This window comes from [Flexibacter] sp. ATCC 35103 (assembly GCF_001975985.1).
Taxonomy (GTDB): Bacteria; Bacteroidota; Bacteroidia; order Flavobacteriales; family Flavobacteriaceae; genus Flavobacterium.
In genome coordinates this window covers 58,613-76,700 of sequence record NZ_MTQF01000005.1, presented here as the reverse complement: position 1 = coordinate 76,700, position 18,088 = coordinate 58,613, and the positions used below count along the sequence as shown (strand labels likewise).

14 protein-coding genes and 1 riboswitch are annotated in these 18,088 nt (G+C 33.5%); of the genes, 2 read left to right on the top strand and 12 right to left on the bottom strand.

The window, feature by feature from the left end:
* Positions 1-12: 12 nt before the first annotated feature.
* Entirely contained in the window at positions 13-915 is a 903-nt protein-coding gene (locus tag BXU01_RS11475; protein WP_083693345.1) for a sulfite exporter TauE/SafE family protein, read from the bottom strand.
* A 312-nt stretch (positions 916-1,227) separates the two neighbouring features.
* Here BXU01_RS11475 and BXU01_RS11470 point away from each other — a divergent pair, with 312 nt between their 5' ends.
* Entirely contained in the window at positions 1,228-2,010 is a 783-nt protein-coding gene (locus BXU01_RS11470) for a sulfite exporter TauE/SafE family protein (RefSeq protein WP_083693344.1), read from the top strand.
* Between the two features lie 92 nt (positions 2,011-2,102).
* Here BXU01_RS11470 and BXU01_RS11465 read toward each other — a convergent pair whose 3' ends face one another.
* The 11 genes from BXU01_RS11465 to BXU01_RS11415 form a co-directional block, all read right to left on the bottom strand.
* Positions 2,103-2,513, bottom strand: coding sequence for an Rrf2 family transcriptional regulator (locus BXU01_RS11465; RefSeq protein WP_055097114.1), 411 nt, complete (start codon positions 2,511-2,513; stop codon positions 2,103-2,105).
* A gap of 141 nt (positions 2,514-2,654) precedes the next feature.
* Positions 2,655-3,155, bottom strand: coding sequence for an RDD family protein (locus tag BXU01_RS11460; protein WP_083693343.1), 501 nt, complete (start codon positions 3,153-3,155; stop codon positions 2,655-2,657).
* A 143-nt stretch (positions 3,156-3,298) separates the two neighbouring features.
* Positions 3,299-4,471: a PLP-dependent aspartate aminotransferase family protein gene (locus BXU01_RS11455; RefSeq protein ID WP_083693342.1), complete on the bottom strand. Its 1,173-nt coding sequence runs from the start codon at positions 4,469-4,471 to the stop codon at positions 3,299-3,301.
* Positions 4,472-4,642: 171 nt separating this feature from the next.
* The gene (locus BXU01_RS11450; protein WP_083693341.1) at positions 4,643-5,068 is read right to left on the bottom strand and encodes an OsmC family protein; all 426 of its coding nucleotides are present in this window, start codon (positions 5,066-5,068) and stop codon (positions 4,643-4,645) included.
* Positions 5,069-5,200: 132 nt separating this feature from the next.
* Entirely contained in the window at positions 5,201-7,615 is a 2,415-nt protein-coding gene (gene thrA / locus BXU01_RS11445; protein WP_083693340.1) for a bifunctional aspartate kinase/homoserine dehydrogenase I, read from the bottom strand.
* 1 nt (position 7,616) lies between these two features.
* Positions 7,617-8,600, bottom strand: a complete 984-nt coding sequence (locus BXU01_RS11440) for an alpha/beta fold hydrolase (RefSeq protein WP_255373748.1) — start codon at positions 8,598-8,600, stop codon at positions 7,617-7,619.
* Between the two features lie 77 nt (positions 8,601-8,677).
* A riboswitch (SAM riboswitch) is annotated at positions 8,678-8,786 on the bottom strand.
* A 188-nt stretch (positions 8,787-8,974) separates the two neighbouring features.
* Positions 8,975-9,178, bottom strand: coding sequence for a hypothetical protein (locus tag BXU01_RS11435; protein ID WP_055097124.1), 204 nt, complete (start codon positions 9,176-9,178; stop codon positions 8,975-8,977).
* 612 nt (positions 9,179-9,790) lie between these two features.
* On the bottom strand, positions 9,791-10,879 hold the full coding sequence (locus tag BXU01_RS11430) for an aspartate kinase (RefSeq protein ID WP_083693338.1): 1,089 nt from the start codon (positions 10,877-10,879) through the stop codon (positions 9,791-9,793).
* Positions 10,880-11,094: 215 nt separating this feature from the next.
* Positions 11,095-12,399: an O-acetylhomoserine aminocarboxypropyltransferase/cysteine synthase family protein gene (locus BXU01_RS11425; RefSeq protein ID WP_083693337.1), complete on the bottom strand. Its 1,305-nt coding sequence runs from the start codon at positions 12,397-12,399 to the stop codon at positions 11,095-11,097.
* Positions 12,400-12,465: 66 nt separating this feature from the next.
* Positions 12,466-12,651, bottom strand: coding sequence for a hypothetical protein (locus tag BXU01_RS11420; RefSeq protein WP_083693336.1), 186 nt, complete (start codon positions 12,649-12,651; stop codon positions 12,466-12,468).
* A gap of 521 nt (positions 12,652-13,172) precedes the next feature.
* Positions 13,173-16,019, bottom strand: a complete 2,847-nt coding sequence (locus tag BXU01_RS11415; RefSeq protein WP_083693335.1) for a TonB-dependent siderophore receptor — start codon at positions 16,017-16,019, stop codon at positions 13,173-13,175.
* A gap of 527 nt (positions 16,020-16,546) precedes the next feature.
* Here BXU01_RS11415 and metK point away from each other — a divergent pair.
* A complete protein-coding gene (gene metK, locus BXU01_RS11410) occupies positions 16,547-17,797 on the top strand; it encodes a methionine adenosyltransferase (protein WP_055097134.1) in 1,251 nt (416 codons plus the stop codon).
* Positions 17,798-18,088 lie beyond the last annotated feature (291 nt).

Here is an 18,088-nt window from a genome sequence, read left to right as displayed (position 1 = left end):
TTCTAAAAAATATTACAATAATTTAGATAATGTTTTTAAACTCAATAATATAATTAATATTCCAACTGCAACCATCATTGGTTTTCTTTTGATTTTATTTACCAAATAAGCTCCAATTGGCGCTGCAATTACTCCTCCTAAAATCAAACCTATAATAACCTGCCAACCATGAATTCCGCCAAAAAGCATGAACGTGATTCCGCTTGCAAATGAAATTGCAAACTCAGCTGCATTTACAGAACCTATTGTATATCTTGGATTTCTGCCTCTTCCTAATAATGTAGAAGTTACAATTGGTCCCCAGCCACCGCCGCCAACCGAATCCATAAAACCACCAAAAGCTGCTAAATATCCTAATTTTTTGGTTTTCTTTTTTACCACTGTTTTAGACAATGCTTTTTTTATAATAACAGCTGCCAAAATAATCATATAAACCGCAATAAATGGCTTAATAATATCTCCATTAATTACATCAGATAATAAATAAGCTCCTGTAATCGAACCTAAAACACCCGGAATTAATAAGTGTTTTGTCAATTTTTTATTGATATTCCCAAACTTATGATGAGAAAGTGCCGAAGCTCCTGTTGTAAACATTTCAGAAACGTGAACCGCAGTACTGCTAACAACCGGTGGAACTCCATAAGCCAATAAAAATGACGTTGAAGTTGCTCCGTAACCCATTCCTAATGTTCCATCTACCAATTGAGCAAAAACGCCAATAGCAAAAAATACTAAAAACTCCTGATCAAATCCTGAAACAAAGCCCTCTATAGAAAACTCAGCATAATGATTGTATACCAATACAGATAATAAGCCTGCAAGCAAAACAACAGGAATCACAACCCACAGTTTTTCTTTTAATAAGGCATCTGATTTGATACTAACATTATCTATTTTCAGTTCTTTCTCCATCGTAGAATGATTAAATTTGTTTCGAAAACCTATTGCCCTATCGGGTTAATAGATTACTTTGCAAAAATACTACTTATTTCTAAATAACAAAGTAATATTTTCGATTTTTTAAGTCTCTAATTACAGCCAGATTACGTTTAAAGGCATTTTGAAAAACTCAATAAGTTAATTTAACAAATAATATCAGATCAAGATATATTTAAAACATTATATCTTTCAAAATGATTTTTATTTTAAATACCTCTTTTAATCTCTACAATATCTATATGATAATCATAAAATTGTTGTTATTTTAGCAATAAATTTTTATTCATGGATTTTCAAATAGGTCTCGTAATTGCCGGTTTAGTAGTGGGTTTCGTAGTTGGACTAACAGGCGTGGGAGGCGGCTCTTTAATGACTCCAATTTTGTTATATTTTGGTATTCCGCCTACAACTGCAGTTGGAACTGATTTATTATATGCTGCTTTTACTAAAATGGGAGGCGTATTTGTACATCATAAAAAAGGAAACATCAACTGGAAGATTACTGGCTGGCTAACTTTAGGAAGTGTTCCGGCGGCTTTATTGACTTTGTGGATATTGAACAGCATCAAAACAGACATATCTACCATAAATGCAGTAATAAAATACAGTTTAGGTTGGGCATTGCTTTTTACTTCAATTGCTATTTTATTTAAAAAGAAGCTCTTAATATATTCTCAAAAGCATGCCGGCGATAAATTTCATAACGAAAGTCACACTCAAAACATGCTTACGATTGGGATTGGGGTTTTACTTGGAGCAACGGTAACGCTCACATCTATTGGAGCGGGAGCTTTAGGAACGGTAACTTTATTTTTTCTTTATCCGCTTTTACCAACACCACGTTTGGTAGGAACCGAAATTGCTCATGCTGTTCCGCTAACTCTGGTTGCCGGAATTGGACACGCCTCAATGGGAAATCTTGACTTAATTTTATTAGGCCAATTATTAATGGGATCCCTTCCGGGAATTTTTATAGGAAGTATGTTAAGCGGAAAAGTACCTGATACTTTCCTTAGAAATGCGATTGCAGTAATGCTTTTCTTAGCTGGATATAAACTGATTTTTTAAAACAGATTTTTTCACCATATAAGTTCATTCCAGACTTTGTCGCGTAGGTAAGTTAAATGAACTTATATAACTTATATGGTTTAAAACTTTTCTTAAAATGCAATATCTGCAAGAGAATTACTTTCTAATATTTTAAGTGTATTATCGCGAACTTCCATCATCAAACGTCTTGCTGCACAAGTAGTTTCATCGTCACAATCATCACATCTTTCATAAAAGTTATGGCTCGCACAAGGTAGTAACGCAATTGGACCTTCAAGAATACGGTATACTTTTGCCATACTAATATCCTTTGGATCTTTTATGAGATAGTAACCTCCGCCTTTTCCTTTTTTTGCCCCCAGAAAACCGGAGTTTCTAAGTAACAACAATATACTTTCTAAGAATTTTATCGAAATATGTTCACTTTTTGCAATTTCGGCAATTTGTACAGGTTCATTATTTTCACGTCTAGCCAGGTAAGTTAAAGCCTTAATTCCGTATTTTGTTTTCTTTGAAAGCACTTTTTAATATTTTAGATTTTAGAGTGTAGATTTCTGATTTAAATAAACAGTCTAAATATTTTTCTGCAACAAAAATAAGCTTTTTGAACGAGAATAATAACAGATTACAAAAGTAAATTCTACTAATTTAGTATAGTTTAACTAATCTACCTCAAGAACTCCAATTAAACTCAAATCATGTAATTTAATATCTCTATCTAAAGCATTTTTATCAACAACATATGTAGCAGAAAGAGCATCGTGCCATATCCTTCCTGACTTCCCTAAAAAAGATAGTGCATCAAAAGGAATTAAACGACATAACGTTCTTATTAGGATAGCACCAAAAGTTGGTTTTAAGCCATTTTTATTAACTACAACGGTGCCAGTCATTAATTTGCCAAATGATCTTCCAAAAAAATACTCCAGAAGTAAATAATTAAACATTATAAAAAAAAATAAAACTGAATACATGTAATTAAAAACAATATTTTCCCAAATTGAGAAAACATCCAAATTAAAAATATTACCTACAATTACAACAACAAGACCAGAAATAAATAAAGTAAAATATCCAAAAAAGAAATCTAAAAAGCAATTTGCAAAACGTCTTCTGTCTGAAGCCCATAATTGTTTATCTATAATATAAATAGCGTCTTTCATTCATTCATTTATTTAATTATTTTAAAACAAAAATATACTTTTTACTTCAACAGATATTATAAAAGAAAATGACGACTCTTAACTATAAATAATTTTACAGTTAAAATCGTCATTCCTATTTTTAATCAGAAATCTAAAATTCTTTAAGAAAGTGCTTGCTTTAAATCAGCAATAACATCTTCTACAGTTTCTAAACCTACAGAAACACGTACTAAACCTTGTGTAATACCAACTGCCAATTGATCTTCCTCAGATAATTTGCTATGTGTTGTTGAGGCAGGATGCGTTACAATTGATCTTGTATCGCCAATATTAGCAGACAGGGAACAAAGTTTGATTTTGTCTAAAAATTGTCTTCCTGCTTCTATTCCGCCTTTGATTTCGAACGCAATAATATTGCCTCCTAATTTCATTTGTTTTTTTGCAACTTCATATTGCGGATGTGATTTCAAGAACGGATATTTTACGCTATTTACATTTGGATGCGCTTCTAGAAATTCAGCAACTTTTAAGGCATTTTCGCAGTGTTTTTCGACACGAATTGCTAAAGTTTCTAAACTTTTTGATAAAACCCAGGCATTAAACGGTGACAAAGCCGGACCTGTATTTCTGGAAAACAAGTAGATTTGTCTGATCAAATCTTCACTTCCAACAGTAACTCCACCTAAAACACGTCCTTGACCGTCAATAAGTTTCGTAGCAGAATGTACTACTAAATGCGCTCCGAATTTAATTGGCTGCTGGATATAAGGCGTTGCAAAACAGTTATCGATAATTAATATCAGATTGTGTTTTTTAGCGATATCTCCCAACAATTGCAAATCGATTACATCTACACCAGGATTTGTAGGCGATTCTGCGTATAATATTTTTGTATTTGGTTTAATTAAAGCTTCAATTGTTTCCGGTTTATTAATCTCAAAATATGAAGTTTCAATATTCCATTTTGGAAAATAAGTTACAAATAATGCGTGCGTAGAACCAAAAACACTGCTTGCCGAAACGATGTGATCTCCAGCATTTAATAAGGCTGCAAAAGTAGAATACACAGCTGCCATTCCCGTTGCAAAAGCATAACCTGCTTCTGCGCCTTCCATTTTACAAATTTTATCTACAAACTCCGTTGTGTTTGGATTACTGAAACGGCTGTAAATATTTCTTTCTTTTTCTTCTGTAAAAGAAGCTCTCATATCTTCTGCATCTTCAAATACAAAGCTTGACGATAAGTATAATGGCACCGAATGCTCCAGATATTGGGTTCTTTCTAATTGTGTTCTTATGGCTTGTGTTTCAAAACCAAATTCTTGTTCGTTCATTTTTTTTGTTTTTTTTTTTTTGCTTCACCTATTCAGGCAAAGCTCTCGAGTCATGTTTTAAGTTTTTATTTGAGATAAAAACAAAACTTAAAATCGAAACTAAAACAAGTCAATTTCATTTATGCTCGATCTGAGCATCATCTAATTCTCAAATTGACTAATTTTCTAATTCTACAATTGTTCGTTATTCAGGACAACTTTATATTTGATTGTAGCTGTTGGCTCAACCGTTTTGGCTACTGAACAATATTTCTCAAAAGAAAGTTGTGCCGCTTTTTTTGCTTTTTCGGGATTGATATCTCCTTCTAAATAAAAAACCACATTGATTTCTTTAAAAGGAGTCGCTTCACCAGCCTTTACGCGTTCGCCTTCTACCTCAGCGTTAAATGAAGTTATTTCCTGGCGTTGTTTCTTTAAGATCGAAATCATATCAATAGCGCTGCATCCCGCAACTCCCATCAATACTAATTCCATTGGACTTGCACCTAAATCGCTTCCGCCAAATTCGGCTCTGCTATCAACATCAACTACATGACCACGTTCATTTTTGAGTTTAAAATGAAACGCGTCGTTTACTCTGTTTAAGGTTACTTTCATTCTGCTGTTGTTTTTTTGTTGTTTGTTGTTATTCTTGTCATTGCGAGGAACGAAGCAACCTCACTAACAATTACACAAAGCTTGATTTTGCAAATGTGATTGCTTCGTTCCTCGCAATGACAACTAGACTTTTTACCCTTTATCAGACAATCTTAAGATATCTCCAAAAACTCCTCTTGCTGTTACTGCAGAACCTGCACCGGCTCCCTGAATTACAATTGGTCTGTCTCCGTAAGATTCTGTATAAATTTCGAAGAAAGAATCAGATCCTTTTAATCCTCCTAAAGCAGTATCAGAAGGTACAGAAACTAATTTTACTTCCAGAATTCCTTTGTCATTTTGCAAATCTCCAGACAACTCACCAATGTATCTTAACACATGATTTGGCTTTTGATCTGCTTTTATTTTATCGTAAATTGGGTCGAATTCTTTTAGTTTTGTCAGGAAATCAGAAACATTTCCTTCGCGTAAATGTTCCGGAATTAGATTCTGAATTGAGATTTCTTCAAACTCATTTTGCAAATCTAATTCTCTTGCCAGAATCAATAATTTTCTTCCTACGTCATTTCCGCATAAATCTTCACGCGGATCTGGTTCTGTATATCCGTTATCGATTGCTTCTTGCAAAATCTGACTAAACGGAGCATCTTTTGCAGAGAAATTATTGAATAAATAACTTAATGTTCCGGAGAAAACTCCTTTTATTTTCGTGATATTTTCACCCGAAAGGTGTAATAATTTTATGGTATCAATTAATGGTAAACCGGCACCAACATTGGTTTCATACAAATAATTCTTTTGGTTTTCGGCCAAAGCTTTTCTTAGTTCTTTGTAGAAGCCATAACTTAATGTATTAGCTACCTTATTAGAAGAAATCAAATCGAAACTGCTTTCAGCAAGCGTAATATAGTTTTCTACAAAAGTGGCACTTGCGGTATTATCAATCGCAATTAAGTTTTCTAAATGATGTTGATTTGCGTAGGCAATCACATCGTTTATAGTATATTCAAGTCCGTCTTTCTGAATATCATTTTTCCAGTTAGAGGTTACGCCGTTTTTGTTTAAAAGCAACTTCTTAGAATTCGCAATTGCAAACACATTCAGTTTAATGTCTTTACGTTTTTCGATTGCTGCAGCCGATTCTAAAATCTGATTGATTAAAGTTCCGCCCACTAATCCGTGACCAAAAATAGCAATATTGATCTTTTTAGAAACTCCAAAAATCTCTCCGTGAATTACGTTTAAGGCTTTATTTAGTTCCGCTTTTTTAACCACCAAACTCACGTTCTTGCCTGTAACGGTGTTGTTAAACAATATTGGAACTATTTTATTTTTTATTAAAGCCGTATAAGGCTTGTGGAATGTGCTTAAATCCTGACCAATGATCGAAATTACCGAAACATTATCTGTAACCGTGATTTGGTTTACATCTTTAGAATAAAAATCATTTTCAAATTCTTTTTCTAATTCCACCATCGCAAGTGTCGCTTTATCAGTGGCTACAACAAGACCAATTCCTCTTTCAGAAGAACCTTGCGATATAATACTTACGCTGATATTATGATCGCCCATTACTTTAAAAATTCGGGCATCGACTCCGGCTTTTCCTAGTAATCCGCGTCCTTCAAGGTTAACCAGCGATACGTTTTCTAAAACCGAAAGGGTTTTGATTCCTTCTTTTGCCGAATCTGAAGTAATTAAAGTTCCGCGATTTTCGTGGTTGAAAGTATTTAAAATACGAAGCGGAATATTCTTTTCTAATAAAGGAATTATGGTTTTGGCATGCAAAATTGTTGCGCCAAAATTGGCCAATTCATTCGCTTCATTAAATGATAAAAATTCGATTTTTTTAGCATCAGCAACCAAATCCGGATTTGCTGTGTAAATTCCGTCAACGTGAGTGAAATTTTGTAATTCTTCGGCATTCAAATAATTAGCGATTAATGAGGCTGTATAATTACTTCCGTTTCTACCTAAAGTGGTGGTGTCATTATTATTGTTTGAACCAATAAAACCGGTTACAATATTTACGGTCGAACCATTATGATCTTTAAAATAACTGATAACGTTTTTCTTAGAAAGTTGTTCTAAAGGTTGTGCATCGCCAAATTTAGAATCGGTTTTTAGCAATTCTCTCGAATCGACAAAGTTAGCAGGAACGCCTTTTTCTTTTAAAATAGCGGTTAATAATTTAGCCGAAAGCAATTCACCTTTCGACAAAATCTGATCTTTGATTTTGTTGCTATAGTCTCCAATTAAGCTTACACCTTCAAAAAGTTTTTCTAAAACATTAAATTCTTCAGACAAATCTACTTTCGGATAATCTGATATTTGATAGGTTTTAAAATTCTCAAATAATGGTTTGTAATTGCCATTTTTAGCGGCAAGTTTCAAAATATATTCTAATTCGTCTGTTGCATTTCCGCGAGCCGAAACGACAACGGCAATTTGTTCTCCTTGATTTACTTTATCAGAAATGATTGAAACTACTTTGTTAAGTCCTTCTCCGTTTGATAACGATTTGCCTCCAAATTTTAATATTTTCATTTTATTTTTCTATTGTTTCTGCCTTAAAAATATCGGCAAGTAAATGATCTAGTTGTTTGTACTCGATTAAAAAAGCGTCATGTCCGTGAACCGAATCTATTTCGCTGTAAAAAACATTGTTTTTGAACTTCTTTAATTCCTGAAATGTTTCCCGATTTTCTTTTGGTGTAAAAAACAAATCTGAGTTGATCCCAATAATATGAATCGCGGCATTTGTTCTGGACAATAAAGTTTCAAAGTCGTCACTATTTCTGGTAATATCTATAGTTTTGAGCAATTGGTTCATCAATTTGTACGATGATAATTGGTATCTCTTTTGTAATTTTTCGCCATGATGCGCCAACCAGCTTTCAATATTAAAAATCGAAAGATTGTTGTTGATCGTACGTTGAAATTTTTCTTTGAATGATTCAGGAGAGCGATAACACAACATGGCGTGAATTCTGGCGTCTTCAATAGGTCTTGAAGAATTGTTCAGGATTTGCTCTTGCAAATAGCAATTAGCAATCATCCAGTCTGTCGATTTCCAGTCTGTCGCAATCGGAATTAAGTTTTGGGTAATATTAGGTTCTAATGCAAGGATTTCCCAGGCAATTCCTCCACCAACAGAACCGCCAATGATGGTGTGCACCTGGTGTATATTTAAAGCTTCAAGACCTTTTATAAAAATTGCTGCAACATCTCTTGTTGTAAAATCCTGATAGTTTTCTATCACAAAAGAATCGTTTCCGTTTCCGGGAACATCAAATGCTAATATGGTATATTTGTTAGTATCTATTGTTTTTTCGTTCCCGATTAAATCATTCCACCACCCATTTTCGCCTGTAACCTGAGCGTTTCCTGTCAATGCATGATTCACCAAAACAATAGGCGCGCTATGTAATGGCAAACCCGAAAGTGTAAAACTTAGCGGTATTAACGTATATGATGCACCACTTTGTGTGATGAAATCGTGAATTATAATGGGACTTGGTATATTTTCCAATTTCAAATCTTTTTATTATTGATTTGTATGTGGAAATATTAGAAAGAAAGTACTAGAGTGAAACTAGAAAATTCTTGTTGTTATCTTTCCACGTTTGGGCGTGGTAGAATGCAGCACCTTCTTCGATTTAACGAAGGGTTGCTAAGGATTCATCGGGTCTAATCCCTCGTCCTTTCTTTATAACATTTCAATACGTTTTTGAACTTAAAGGTGCAAATTAACTACTAATTTCTTAAACAAACAAATTTTATCGAAACTGATTCCGCAATTTCTTAAACATAATTCAAACAAAAACTATTGTACGCAAAAAATTACCGAACAAGTTGCCCAGTAAAATTAAGCAGGTATTCCCCTATTTTATGATACTTTTTGATTTAGATAAAAAGTGTTTCATTTTCTTTTGAATACATCAAAAACAATAATGAGTTTGGCTCTTTTTTCTCTGCTATTTTATCTGCTTCAGTAATTCCAAATCTTGGATGTACCAATTCATTTGCTGGTGGTGGCGGATTGTTTCTTCTAGCTTTCAAATTTTTCAATGTAGAAAATGTTTTTGTTATGTAGTTTAATTTGCTCATGATATTTAAGTTTATGTTAGTTAACGTTTTATAATCTTTATTGTTTGTTTATTTTTTTGTTACAGCTACTAAATGAAATAAAAAAACCCTTTTGGGTTTTAATACCAAAAGGGTTTAAGTTTTATACAACTTATATATACTTTTAGTATCAACAGACGCGTACACAAATACGTGCGACGTTAAACATCTTGTTCATCTGTAGGGATTTATTCATCTGTGATTTACCTGCTATTTTAAAAAATTCTTGCATTTGTTTAATTTTAATAAGCTTCTCGAAACTATTGAAAATACTTTTAACTTAATCTTCTTTTTAAAATCAATTAGATATAAAGTTCATTCAACTTTTGATCCCGATCGACATAACTATATGTTAAATTCTAAATTTATTTCTGGTAATTTTGAGGTATTACAAATGTGCGAATATTTTTTCAATTATGCAAGTGAGGATCAGCAAATTAATCCTAAAAAACGTTAAAAAACCTGTTTTTATCGTTAAAAAACATCTTACAAATTTAAGATTTAAAAAATTGAACGTTAAAACCTACAAAAAATACGTTAGGAACTTTCCTGTTTCAACATATCAAAGAACAACTAACTACTAATAGAAACCACTTACAGCCAAACTGCTTCTTTATTTTTTATTTTTTCAGCAACTTTCAAAATGTCAGTTATTATCCCTCTTGAAATAGCTTGTTTACATGCCGAAGCACTTTGAATTGCAATTGGCACATCTGCATATGATTGCGTATAAATCTCAAAAATGGTATCTGAACCTTTTAATTGTCCAATAGCCGATGAAACCGGTTCTGAAACTAATTTAACTTCGAGTGTGTTTTTCTGCACATCAAATTCTCCAACATATCTTAATACATGATTGTCTGCCTGGGTTATTTTTGCAATTTTAAAAGATCTGTCGATTGCTTCTTTATTAAGGATTCCGTTTTTCTCCAGGTGTTCTTCTGTAATAAGAGAATTGATTTTTATATCTGAGAGTTCAAAATCTTTACCAATTTCCCTGGTCAGAATCAGCAATTTTCTCGCTGTATCATTTCCGGACAGGTCTTCCTTAAAAGTAGATCGCATTAATCCCAGCAAACTAGCATCTTTTAAAAGAGAGGAAAAGGTGGCTTCTTCATTCGCAAATCTATTAAAGACGTAACTCAGATTATCAGAGAAAACACCTCGTATTTTGGTGATTTTTTCTCCGGAATAATACAAATCCCTAAGAGTCTGCAATACCGGAAAACCTGTATCTACTGATGTTTCATACAAAAACTCTTTGTCATACTTTTTAAGATTTGTTCTAATCTCTTTGTATAGATCAATTGGCAATGTGTTTGCTTTTTTATTTACCGCTACAATATTAAATCCGTTTTCGATCAAAGTATTATAATGGTGAATTAGCTCATCACTTGCCGTTGCATCAACCGCAATTAGGTTCTCAAATTCATTTTCTTTCGCAAATTCAATAATGTCCTGTACTTTAAAAGGAACTGCCAATTCTAAGAAATTGGTTTCCCAAGCATATCCTACGCCTTCTTTCTCGAAAAAAGCTACTGTTGAATTCGTTATAATCGGAAAATGAAAATCGACATTTTTACTTTCGAGAAAAAACTCCTGACTTTCGATAATTTGATTGATCAAAGTACTTCCGATATTTCCAATTCCAAAAAGGATGATATTTATTTTAAGCTTTGACATAATTTTTAATTTATTGGGTTATTTTAAACCATGTAAGTGATATAAGTTCATTTAATAATCAATCATGCACTGCCAGACAAACGATTTAGACGCACAGCAGTGCGTCTCTACTTATATGGTGAAAAAACTTTTATATGGATAGTTTTTTATAAAAAATCACCTCTAGCAGAACTCACGCTACTAAAGGCAATTTTTCAAACAAAAAACAAAAAAACCTAATTTTTATTAATGCTGTATTGCGATTGGGTAACGCTGGCGAAAGCAGCTTGCAGATCAGCTATTAAATCTTCGATATCTTCAAGTCCTACAGAAAGTCGAACTAAATCTTTTGAAACCCCTGTTTCTAACTGATCCGCATCAGATAATTGTTGGTGTGTTGTACTTGCCGGATGTATGATTAGTGATTTTGTATCACCAATATTGGCCAGAAGCGAGAACAATTTTGTTTGATCAACTACTTTTTTAGCGGCATCAAAACCACCTTTCAGTCCAAAGGTCACTACACCACTTTGTCCTTTTGGTAAATATTGCTGTGCGAGATCATAATATTTATTGTTTTTAAGACCTGGATAGTTTACCCAAACTACCTCATCTTGTTTTTCTAACCAAGAGGCTAATGCTAAAGCATTTTCACTGTGTTTCTGAATTCGGATTGGCAATGTTTCTAATCCCTGAATAATCTGGAAAGCATTAAACGGACTCAAAGCGGCTCCAAAATCACGTAAACCTTCGATTCTTGCTTTTGCAATAAATGCAGCATTTCCTAAAGCTTCGTGATATACTAAACCGTGATATCCTGCGGAAGGTTCTGTAAATTCAGGGAATTTTCCGTTTGACCAGTCAAAATTTCCTGCATCGATGATAACACCTCCTAATGAAGTTCCGTTTCCTGAAATATATTTGGTTAAAGAGTGAATCACAATATCTGCTCCGTACGCAATTGGGTTTAATAAATAAGGAGTAGCTACGGTATTGTCTACAATAAAAGGTACTTTAAAGTTTTTGGCTTCTGCCGAAATTCCTTTCAGGTCTAATACATCTAATTTTGGGTTTCCTAAAGATTCTACAAAAAAGGCTCTTGTATTTTCTTTGGCTGCTTTAGTGAAATTTTCCGGTTTAGACGGATCTACAAATGTTGTTGTGATTCCTAAACGAGGTAAAGTAACGCTTAATAAATTATATGTTCCTCCGTATAAACTGTTCGAAACCACAATATGATCACCCGCTTTTAGTAAAGTCAGGAACGTTGTAGAAATTGCAGAAGCTCCTGATGCCGTAACTACAGCTCCAATTCCGCCTTCAAGCGCTGCAAGCCTTTGTTCTAAAACATCATTTGTTGGGTTATTTAATCGGGTATAGATAAATCCGGCTTCGGCAAGACCAAATAAATTGGCAGCGTGATCTGAATCATTAAATACATATGATGATGTCTGGTAAATTGGTACAGCTCTCGTTCCTGCATTTTTAGTAACATCGTGTCCTGCGTGTAATGCGTTTGTTGCAAATTTTTGTGTGCTCATAATTTCTTAGTTTTTAGGTATTGTTAATACTTATATATTGATATTGTAATTAATTTTTGAATTGATTTAAACAAAAAATTCTTCTGCTTCTTCTTCAAGATCATACATGTGAAACAGTAATGATTTTTGACTTTTTATATTTTGCTCTGTATTTATTCTGATAACTTCTCTTGTTATGTCTTCTGATTTATTATTTTTTTGAGAATCGTTTCTCAATAAATACTCTATTGCAATTGAGTTTAGTGTTTTCATAATTTGAATTTTAAAAATGTTTTAAAAAAAAGCCCTTTCGGATGGCGACCAAAAGGGCTTATAGATCTAACTATAACAAAGATTTTATCTTTTACTTTTGGCAACAACGAATTGGGATGCACATTTGCATCATATCACAACATATCATCATATTATTCGCTATTGTTTTCATTTTCATTTTATTTAAATTATTCTTATTTTTAAACTCGACTAATTCGATAGAGTAAATATATAAATTATTTTTAGAACTACCAAATCAAAAAATGATATTTTACATTATTTTTTTCGAAGCCCAGTAAATACTGGTGTTTGTCTTTAAAAAAATTTAGCCCACGGGTTTTGCTGATTAAACGGATTTGCACAGATTTTTGTTTTCTTCTTAAACAATTTTAACTATTACCGAATCATGCATCTGTATGAAAGTTTATCCACTCCCGATAGCTATTGGGATAAAGGATTAAAATAATTATAAAACCAGCGTCAACCCGTTTAATCCGCAAAACCCGTGGGCAATCTTATCTTTAAAATTTGAAACTTAATCTCGCAAAACCAAATCTTCCGTTTAGTCCAAATTGTGATACTGCTCTTGAATACGCAAACTGATTTGCATTTGTTAAGTCGGCACTTGGTGCAGGAGACAATGTAGGTGTTGTATTCGTAAAGGCTGGAGTTGAAGGGTTGTTTCTGTCCGGATACACATCTCCTATATTATTAAAGCCAACTGTCAATCTGAATTTCTCGTTGATTTGATACCCAAAAGATAAATCAGTAACAATTTTTGAACTGTATTCAGGATGTTCGTAAACTGAAGATGATCCGTCTAAGTTTACATCTGTCGCTCCCGGATCTGTTACCTTTCCGAAATAACTGTTTCTTAAATAAATGTCCAGTTTTTTGATATTGAAAGTAGTCATTAAATTTGCTTTTAATTTCGGGATCGCTTCTTCTAAATAAATACGGCTTGATTCCGGGAAAAATGAATATATATAAGGATCTCCACCTGCATCAATAATAGATTGAGGTACATTTAATTTCCCAACTCTTTTTGTTGTATTGTAGCTTAAAGCAAAATCATTTCGAATTGTAAAATCCTGAATTACATCATATTTTTGAGAAATTACGACATCAATACCTTTCGTTTCAGAATTGATTCCGTTGGTCCAGAACGAAGCCCTTTCCACTCCTTTTAAATCAAATGCTTGTTGAAATAATGTCAATGCATCTCTTTGTTTGTCAGATGTTGCACCTGTTATCTGAGCATCAGTTGGTCTTGCATATTGTCCAGTTAATACCACTCTGTCATCGATTCTTGTAAAGTAAGCATCTGTTGTAATGGTAATATTTGCTTCTGGAATCTTGAATGTAAATCCTGTACTGATACTTTTAGATTTTTCAGGTTTCAGGCTTTCAACTCCAATACTTTTAGCTGCTTGTGAATCATTTGTAAAATAACCTACCTGATATGGAGAACCATTTATAAATTGGGTCGAACTTGCTTCAAAATACTTTTGTTGCAATGATGGGGCTCTAAAACCGGTTTGCCCTGAAATTCTCCAATTAATATTGTCAGTCAATTTTAAAAGAGATGCCAGTTTAAATATAACTGTGCTTCCAAAATCTGAATAGTTTTCATAACGCACCGCTCCGTTTAAAAGCCAGTTTTTAGTAGCGTTTAATTCTAAATCAACATAAGCCGCACCACTTTTTCGATCTTTTTCTTTGGCATCTGCCGGCTGAAATCCAGAAAATCCCTGTGCTCCTGCTCCACGTTTGTTGCCAAAGAAGTCTGTTACGATTAATGGTGAATTACTTGGCAGAATTCCTGAAACTAAATTTCCGTTTGTATCATACAATCCGTAAGAAGCTTCTTCTCCTGATTTAATCTGATAATTTTCATATCTGAATTCTCCACCAAAAGCTACGTTTAATCCTTCTAAAACATCAAGCCTTTTACTGAAATCTAAATTGGTTGTACTTTGCAAAAATGAAACTTTACCAGCATCAAAACTCGTACCTGAATTGGTTCCTAAAGTTGCATTGATCGTATTGTTTACATCATATTTAAAAGAATTTGTACCCAGGTTTGTACTAAGATCAGTATCAAAACCAAATAATTCTGTTGTAACTCCAACCGCAGATGAAGCATCTAAAATATCCGATTGTATTTCCGGTAAAAATCCGTTTTCATACACTTGCGTGAAAGTTCCGGAACCATTTGGCAATCTGTTAAAGGCATATGACTTACCATTTCTATATGAAACTCCACCAAAAGAGTATAAAGCAGTAGTTTCTGTCAGTGGATATTTAGTATTATAGTATAATTGTCCTGAAGCTAATTCTGACTGACCAACACTCATATTATAGTCGCTTCTTTCCTGACCTCTGTAAGCAATTTCATTATTGGTTACATCAAAATTCAAAGCCGTTTGCATTTGTGTTAATGTTGTTGCAGATGAGATTGCTGTTTGCTGTACCGGTGTAAAATAACTCACTTGTGGCGCATATTGCTTTAATGAAGTAAGAATTTGTGCAGAATTTGGCGTGTTATTTATATTACTATATAAGGAATTAATAGCAACACCATTTTGGGCAGCTCTGTTTTCGACAGCATTATAGGCATTAAAAATAGCGTTATTTCTAATTCCGGCTCTGCTTGTTGCTTGTCTGGTTACGGCACTTCCTGTAATATTCAGGAAACTTCCTGCTTTACCTAATGAGGTTCCGTAATTTAAATCTACTTGTAAATTCTGACCATCAGCTCCGCCTTTAAAATTATTAGATCCTGATGATAGATTTGTACCATATTGAATTCCTCCTGAAATAAAATTGGCATTCTTTTTTAATACAATATTGATAACTCCTGCAATTGCATCAGAACCGTATTGAGCCGCTGCTCCATCACGCAAAACTTCGATTCTTTCGATAGCAAATGATGGGATCGCATTTAAATCTGTTCCTACAGATCCTCTTCCCGGAGATCCGTTTATGTTTACCAAAGCACTGGAATGCCTGCGTTTACCATTTACTAATATTAAAACCTGATCTGGTCCTAAACCTCTTAATTGTGCCGGATCGACGTGATCTGTAGCATCTGCGGTAGAAGTTGCATTACTGGTAAAAGAAGGTGCAACATAATTTAAGATCTGTGTTACACTGGTTTGTGGTGATCCTTTTGTTATATCTGAAATATTAAAAACATCTACCGGAACCGGAACATCTGTTTTTACACGGTTTTTACTTCTGGATCCTACTATTGTTACTTCTGATAGTTCATTGTTCTTTAAAGTATCCTGCTCTTTTTTATTGTCCTGAGCATAGATTCCGGAAAATGTTAAAAGACCTAATGCTAGTACTACGTTTTTTTTCATTGCTTTTTTTGATTGATTATTATTTTGATTTGAAAGTGGTTAATAGTTTGTTGCTTTTTGGGCAAAAAAAAACCTCTGCGGTTAGCAGAGGTTCTATATATATTTTTGAAAAAAATCTACAATAGTGTCTCTGCGGAAGGCTCCGGCATCTTACAAGACATATTGCAAACTATTGATTTCATGTTTTATTTTCTTTTGATGGGGCAAATTTGCAAACTATTTTTTAATCGACCAAACAAAAACAGAAATAATTTCTATTACCCTATCAATTTAGTATGTTTGTGTTAAATTTATACTTATAAAAATAAAAAATGTTGAACTTTAATTTGCAAATCAAAATGGTTTTATACCTTTGCACCCGAATACAGAGGAAAAATTTGAACTGATTGCAACCTCTTCATAATGAAACCGTTCGTTATGAATGCTGAAAGATTAATTTCAGTAGTAAAAAATGCTAAAGCAGGATACCTCCTTTAGCACTTTCAGCAATTACTTTTCCTCGCTTAATGTTAATTTAATAAATTATTATGGCTTATTTATTTACGTCAGAATCTGTTAGTGAAGGGCATCCAGACAAAGTTGCAGATCAAATTTCGGATGCTTTAATTGATAACTTTCTGGCATTTGATGCTGACTCAAAAGTAGCTTGTGAAACTCTTGTTACAACTGGTCAGGTAATTTTAGCAGGTGAAGTAAAATCGAATACTTATCTTGATGTGCAGCAAATTGCCCGTGAAGTTATCCGTAAAATTGGATACACGAAAAGCGAGTATATGTTTGAAGCAAATTCTTGTGGAATTCTTTCTGCAATTCATGAGCAATCAGCAGATATTAATCAGGGTGTTGACAGAGCTAAGCCGGAAGAGCAAGGTGCTGGAGACCAGGGAATGATGTTTGGTTACGCAACTAACGAAACTGAAAACTACATGCCATTGGCACTTGATTTATCTCATAAATTATTACAGGAATTAGCAATTTTAAGACGTGAGAACAAAGAGATCACTTATTTACGTCCTGATGCTAAATCTCAGGTAACTTTAGAATATAGCGATGATAACAAACCAACTCGTATTGATGCGATTGTAATCTCGACTCAACATGATGATTTTGATGAAGAAGCTACAATGCTGGCTAAAATCAAAAAAGATATTATCGAAATTTTGATTCCAAGAATCATTGCAAAAAATCCAGCTCACGCACATTTATTCAATGATAAAATCAACTATCATATTAACCCAACAGGAAAATTCGTTATTGGTGGACCTCACGGAGATACTGGTTTAACAGGAAGAAAAATCATTGTGGATACTTACGGTGGAAAAGGTGCTCACGGTGGTGGTGCATTCTCTGGAAAAGATCCAAGTAAAGTTGATAGAAGTGCTGCTTATGCAACTCGTCATATTGCTAAAAACTTAGTGGCTGCAGGTGTTGCTGACGAGATTTTAGTTCAGGTTTCTTACGCTATTGGAGTTGCTGAACCAATGGGAATATTCATTGATACTTACGGAACTTCTAAAGTAAATTTAACTAACGGTGAAATCGCTAAAAAAGTAGAAGCTATCTTCGATATGCGTCCTTACTTTATTGAGCAACGTTTAAAATTAAGAAACCCAATCTATAGCGAAACTGCTGCTTACGGACACATGGGACGTAAACCAGAAGTGGTAACTAAAACTTTTTTTGCTCCGGGAGGACACGAAAAAACAGTTACTGTTGAGTTGTTTACTTGGGAGAAACTTGATTTCGTAGACAAAGTAAAAGCTGAATTTGGATTGTAATTCAATCTAAAAATATTTACATACAAAAAGAGGCTGTCTAAAATAATTAGACAGCCTCTTTTGTTAGTGGATTTTAATATTTAAATCCGGGTGTTTATTTGAACGCGGATGAAACGGATTTACTTCGTAAAGACGCGGATAAAAACGGATTTTTTTCCTTGGTTTATTCGTTACTTTGAATGCAAATAATTACTGCTGATTTAATACAATCTAAAAATATAGGTAACAAAAAGGCTTTCTAAAATTTTAGAAAGCCTTTTTTATTATATTCAATAAATCGATAATTTTCAA

Coding starts and splice junctions, on each gene's coding strand:
- BXU01_RS11475 (WP_083693345.1), bottom strand. CDS start 915: ATGGAGAAAGAACTGAAAATAGATAATGTTAGTATCAAATCAGATGCC.
- BXU01_RS11470 (WP_083693344.1), top strand. CDS start 1,228: ATGGATTTTCAAATAGGTCTCGTAATTGCCGGTTTAGTAGTGGGTTTC.
- BXU01_RS11460 (WP_083693343.1), bottom strand. CDS start 3,155: ATGAAAGACGCTATTTATATTATAGATAAACAATTATGGGCTTCAGAC.
- BXU01_RS11455 (WP_083693342.1), bottom strand. CDS start 4,471: ATGAACGAACAAGAATTTGGTTTTGAAACACAAGCCATAAGAACACAA.
- BXU01_RS11450 (WP_083693341.1), bottom strand. CDS start 5,068: ATGAAAGTAACCTTAAACAGAGTAAACGACGCGTTTCATTTTAAACTC.
- thrA (WP_083693340.1), bottom strand. CDS start 7,615: ATGAAAATATTAAAATTTGGAGGCAAATCGTTATCAAACGGAGAAGGA.
- BXU01_RS11435 (WP_055097124.1), bottom strand. CDS start 9,178: ATGAGCAAATTAAACTACATAACAAAAACATTTTCTACATTGAAAAAT.
- BXU01_RS11430 (WP_083693338.1), bottom strand. CDS start 10,879: ATGTCAAAGCTTAAAATAAATATCATCCTTTTTGGAATTGGAAATATC.
- BXU01_RS11425 (WP_083693337.1), bottom strand. CDS start 12,399: ATGAGCACACAAAAATTTGCAACAAACGCATTACACGCAGGACACGAT.
- BXU01_RS11420 (WP_083693336.1), bottom strand. CDS start 12,651: ATGAAAACACTAAACTCAATTGCAATAGAGTATTTATTGAGAAACGAT.
- BXU01_RS11415 (WP_083693335.1), bottom strand. CDS start 16,019: ATGAAAAAAAACGTAGTACTAGCATTAGGTCTTTTAACATTTTCCGGA.
- metK (WP_055097134.1), top strand. CDS start 16,547: ATGGCTTATTTATTTACGTCAGAATCTGTTAGTGAAGGGCATCCAGAC.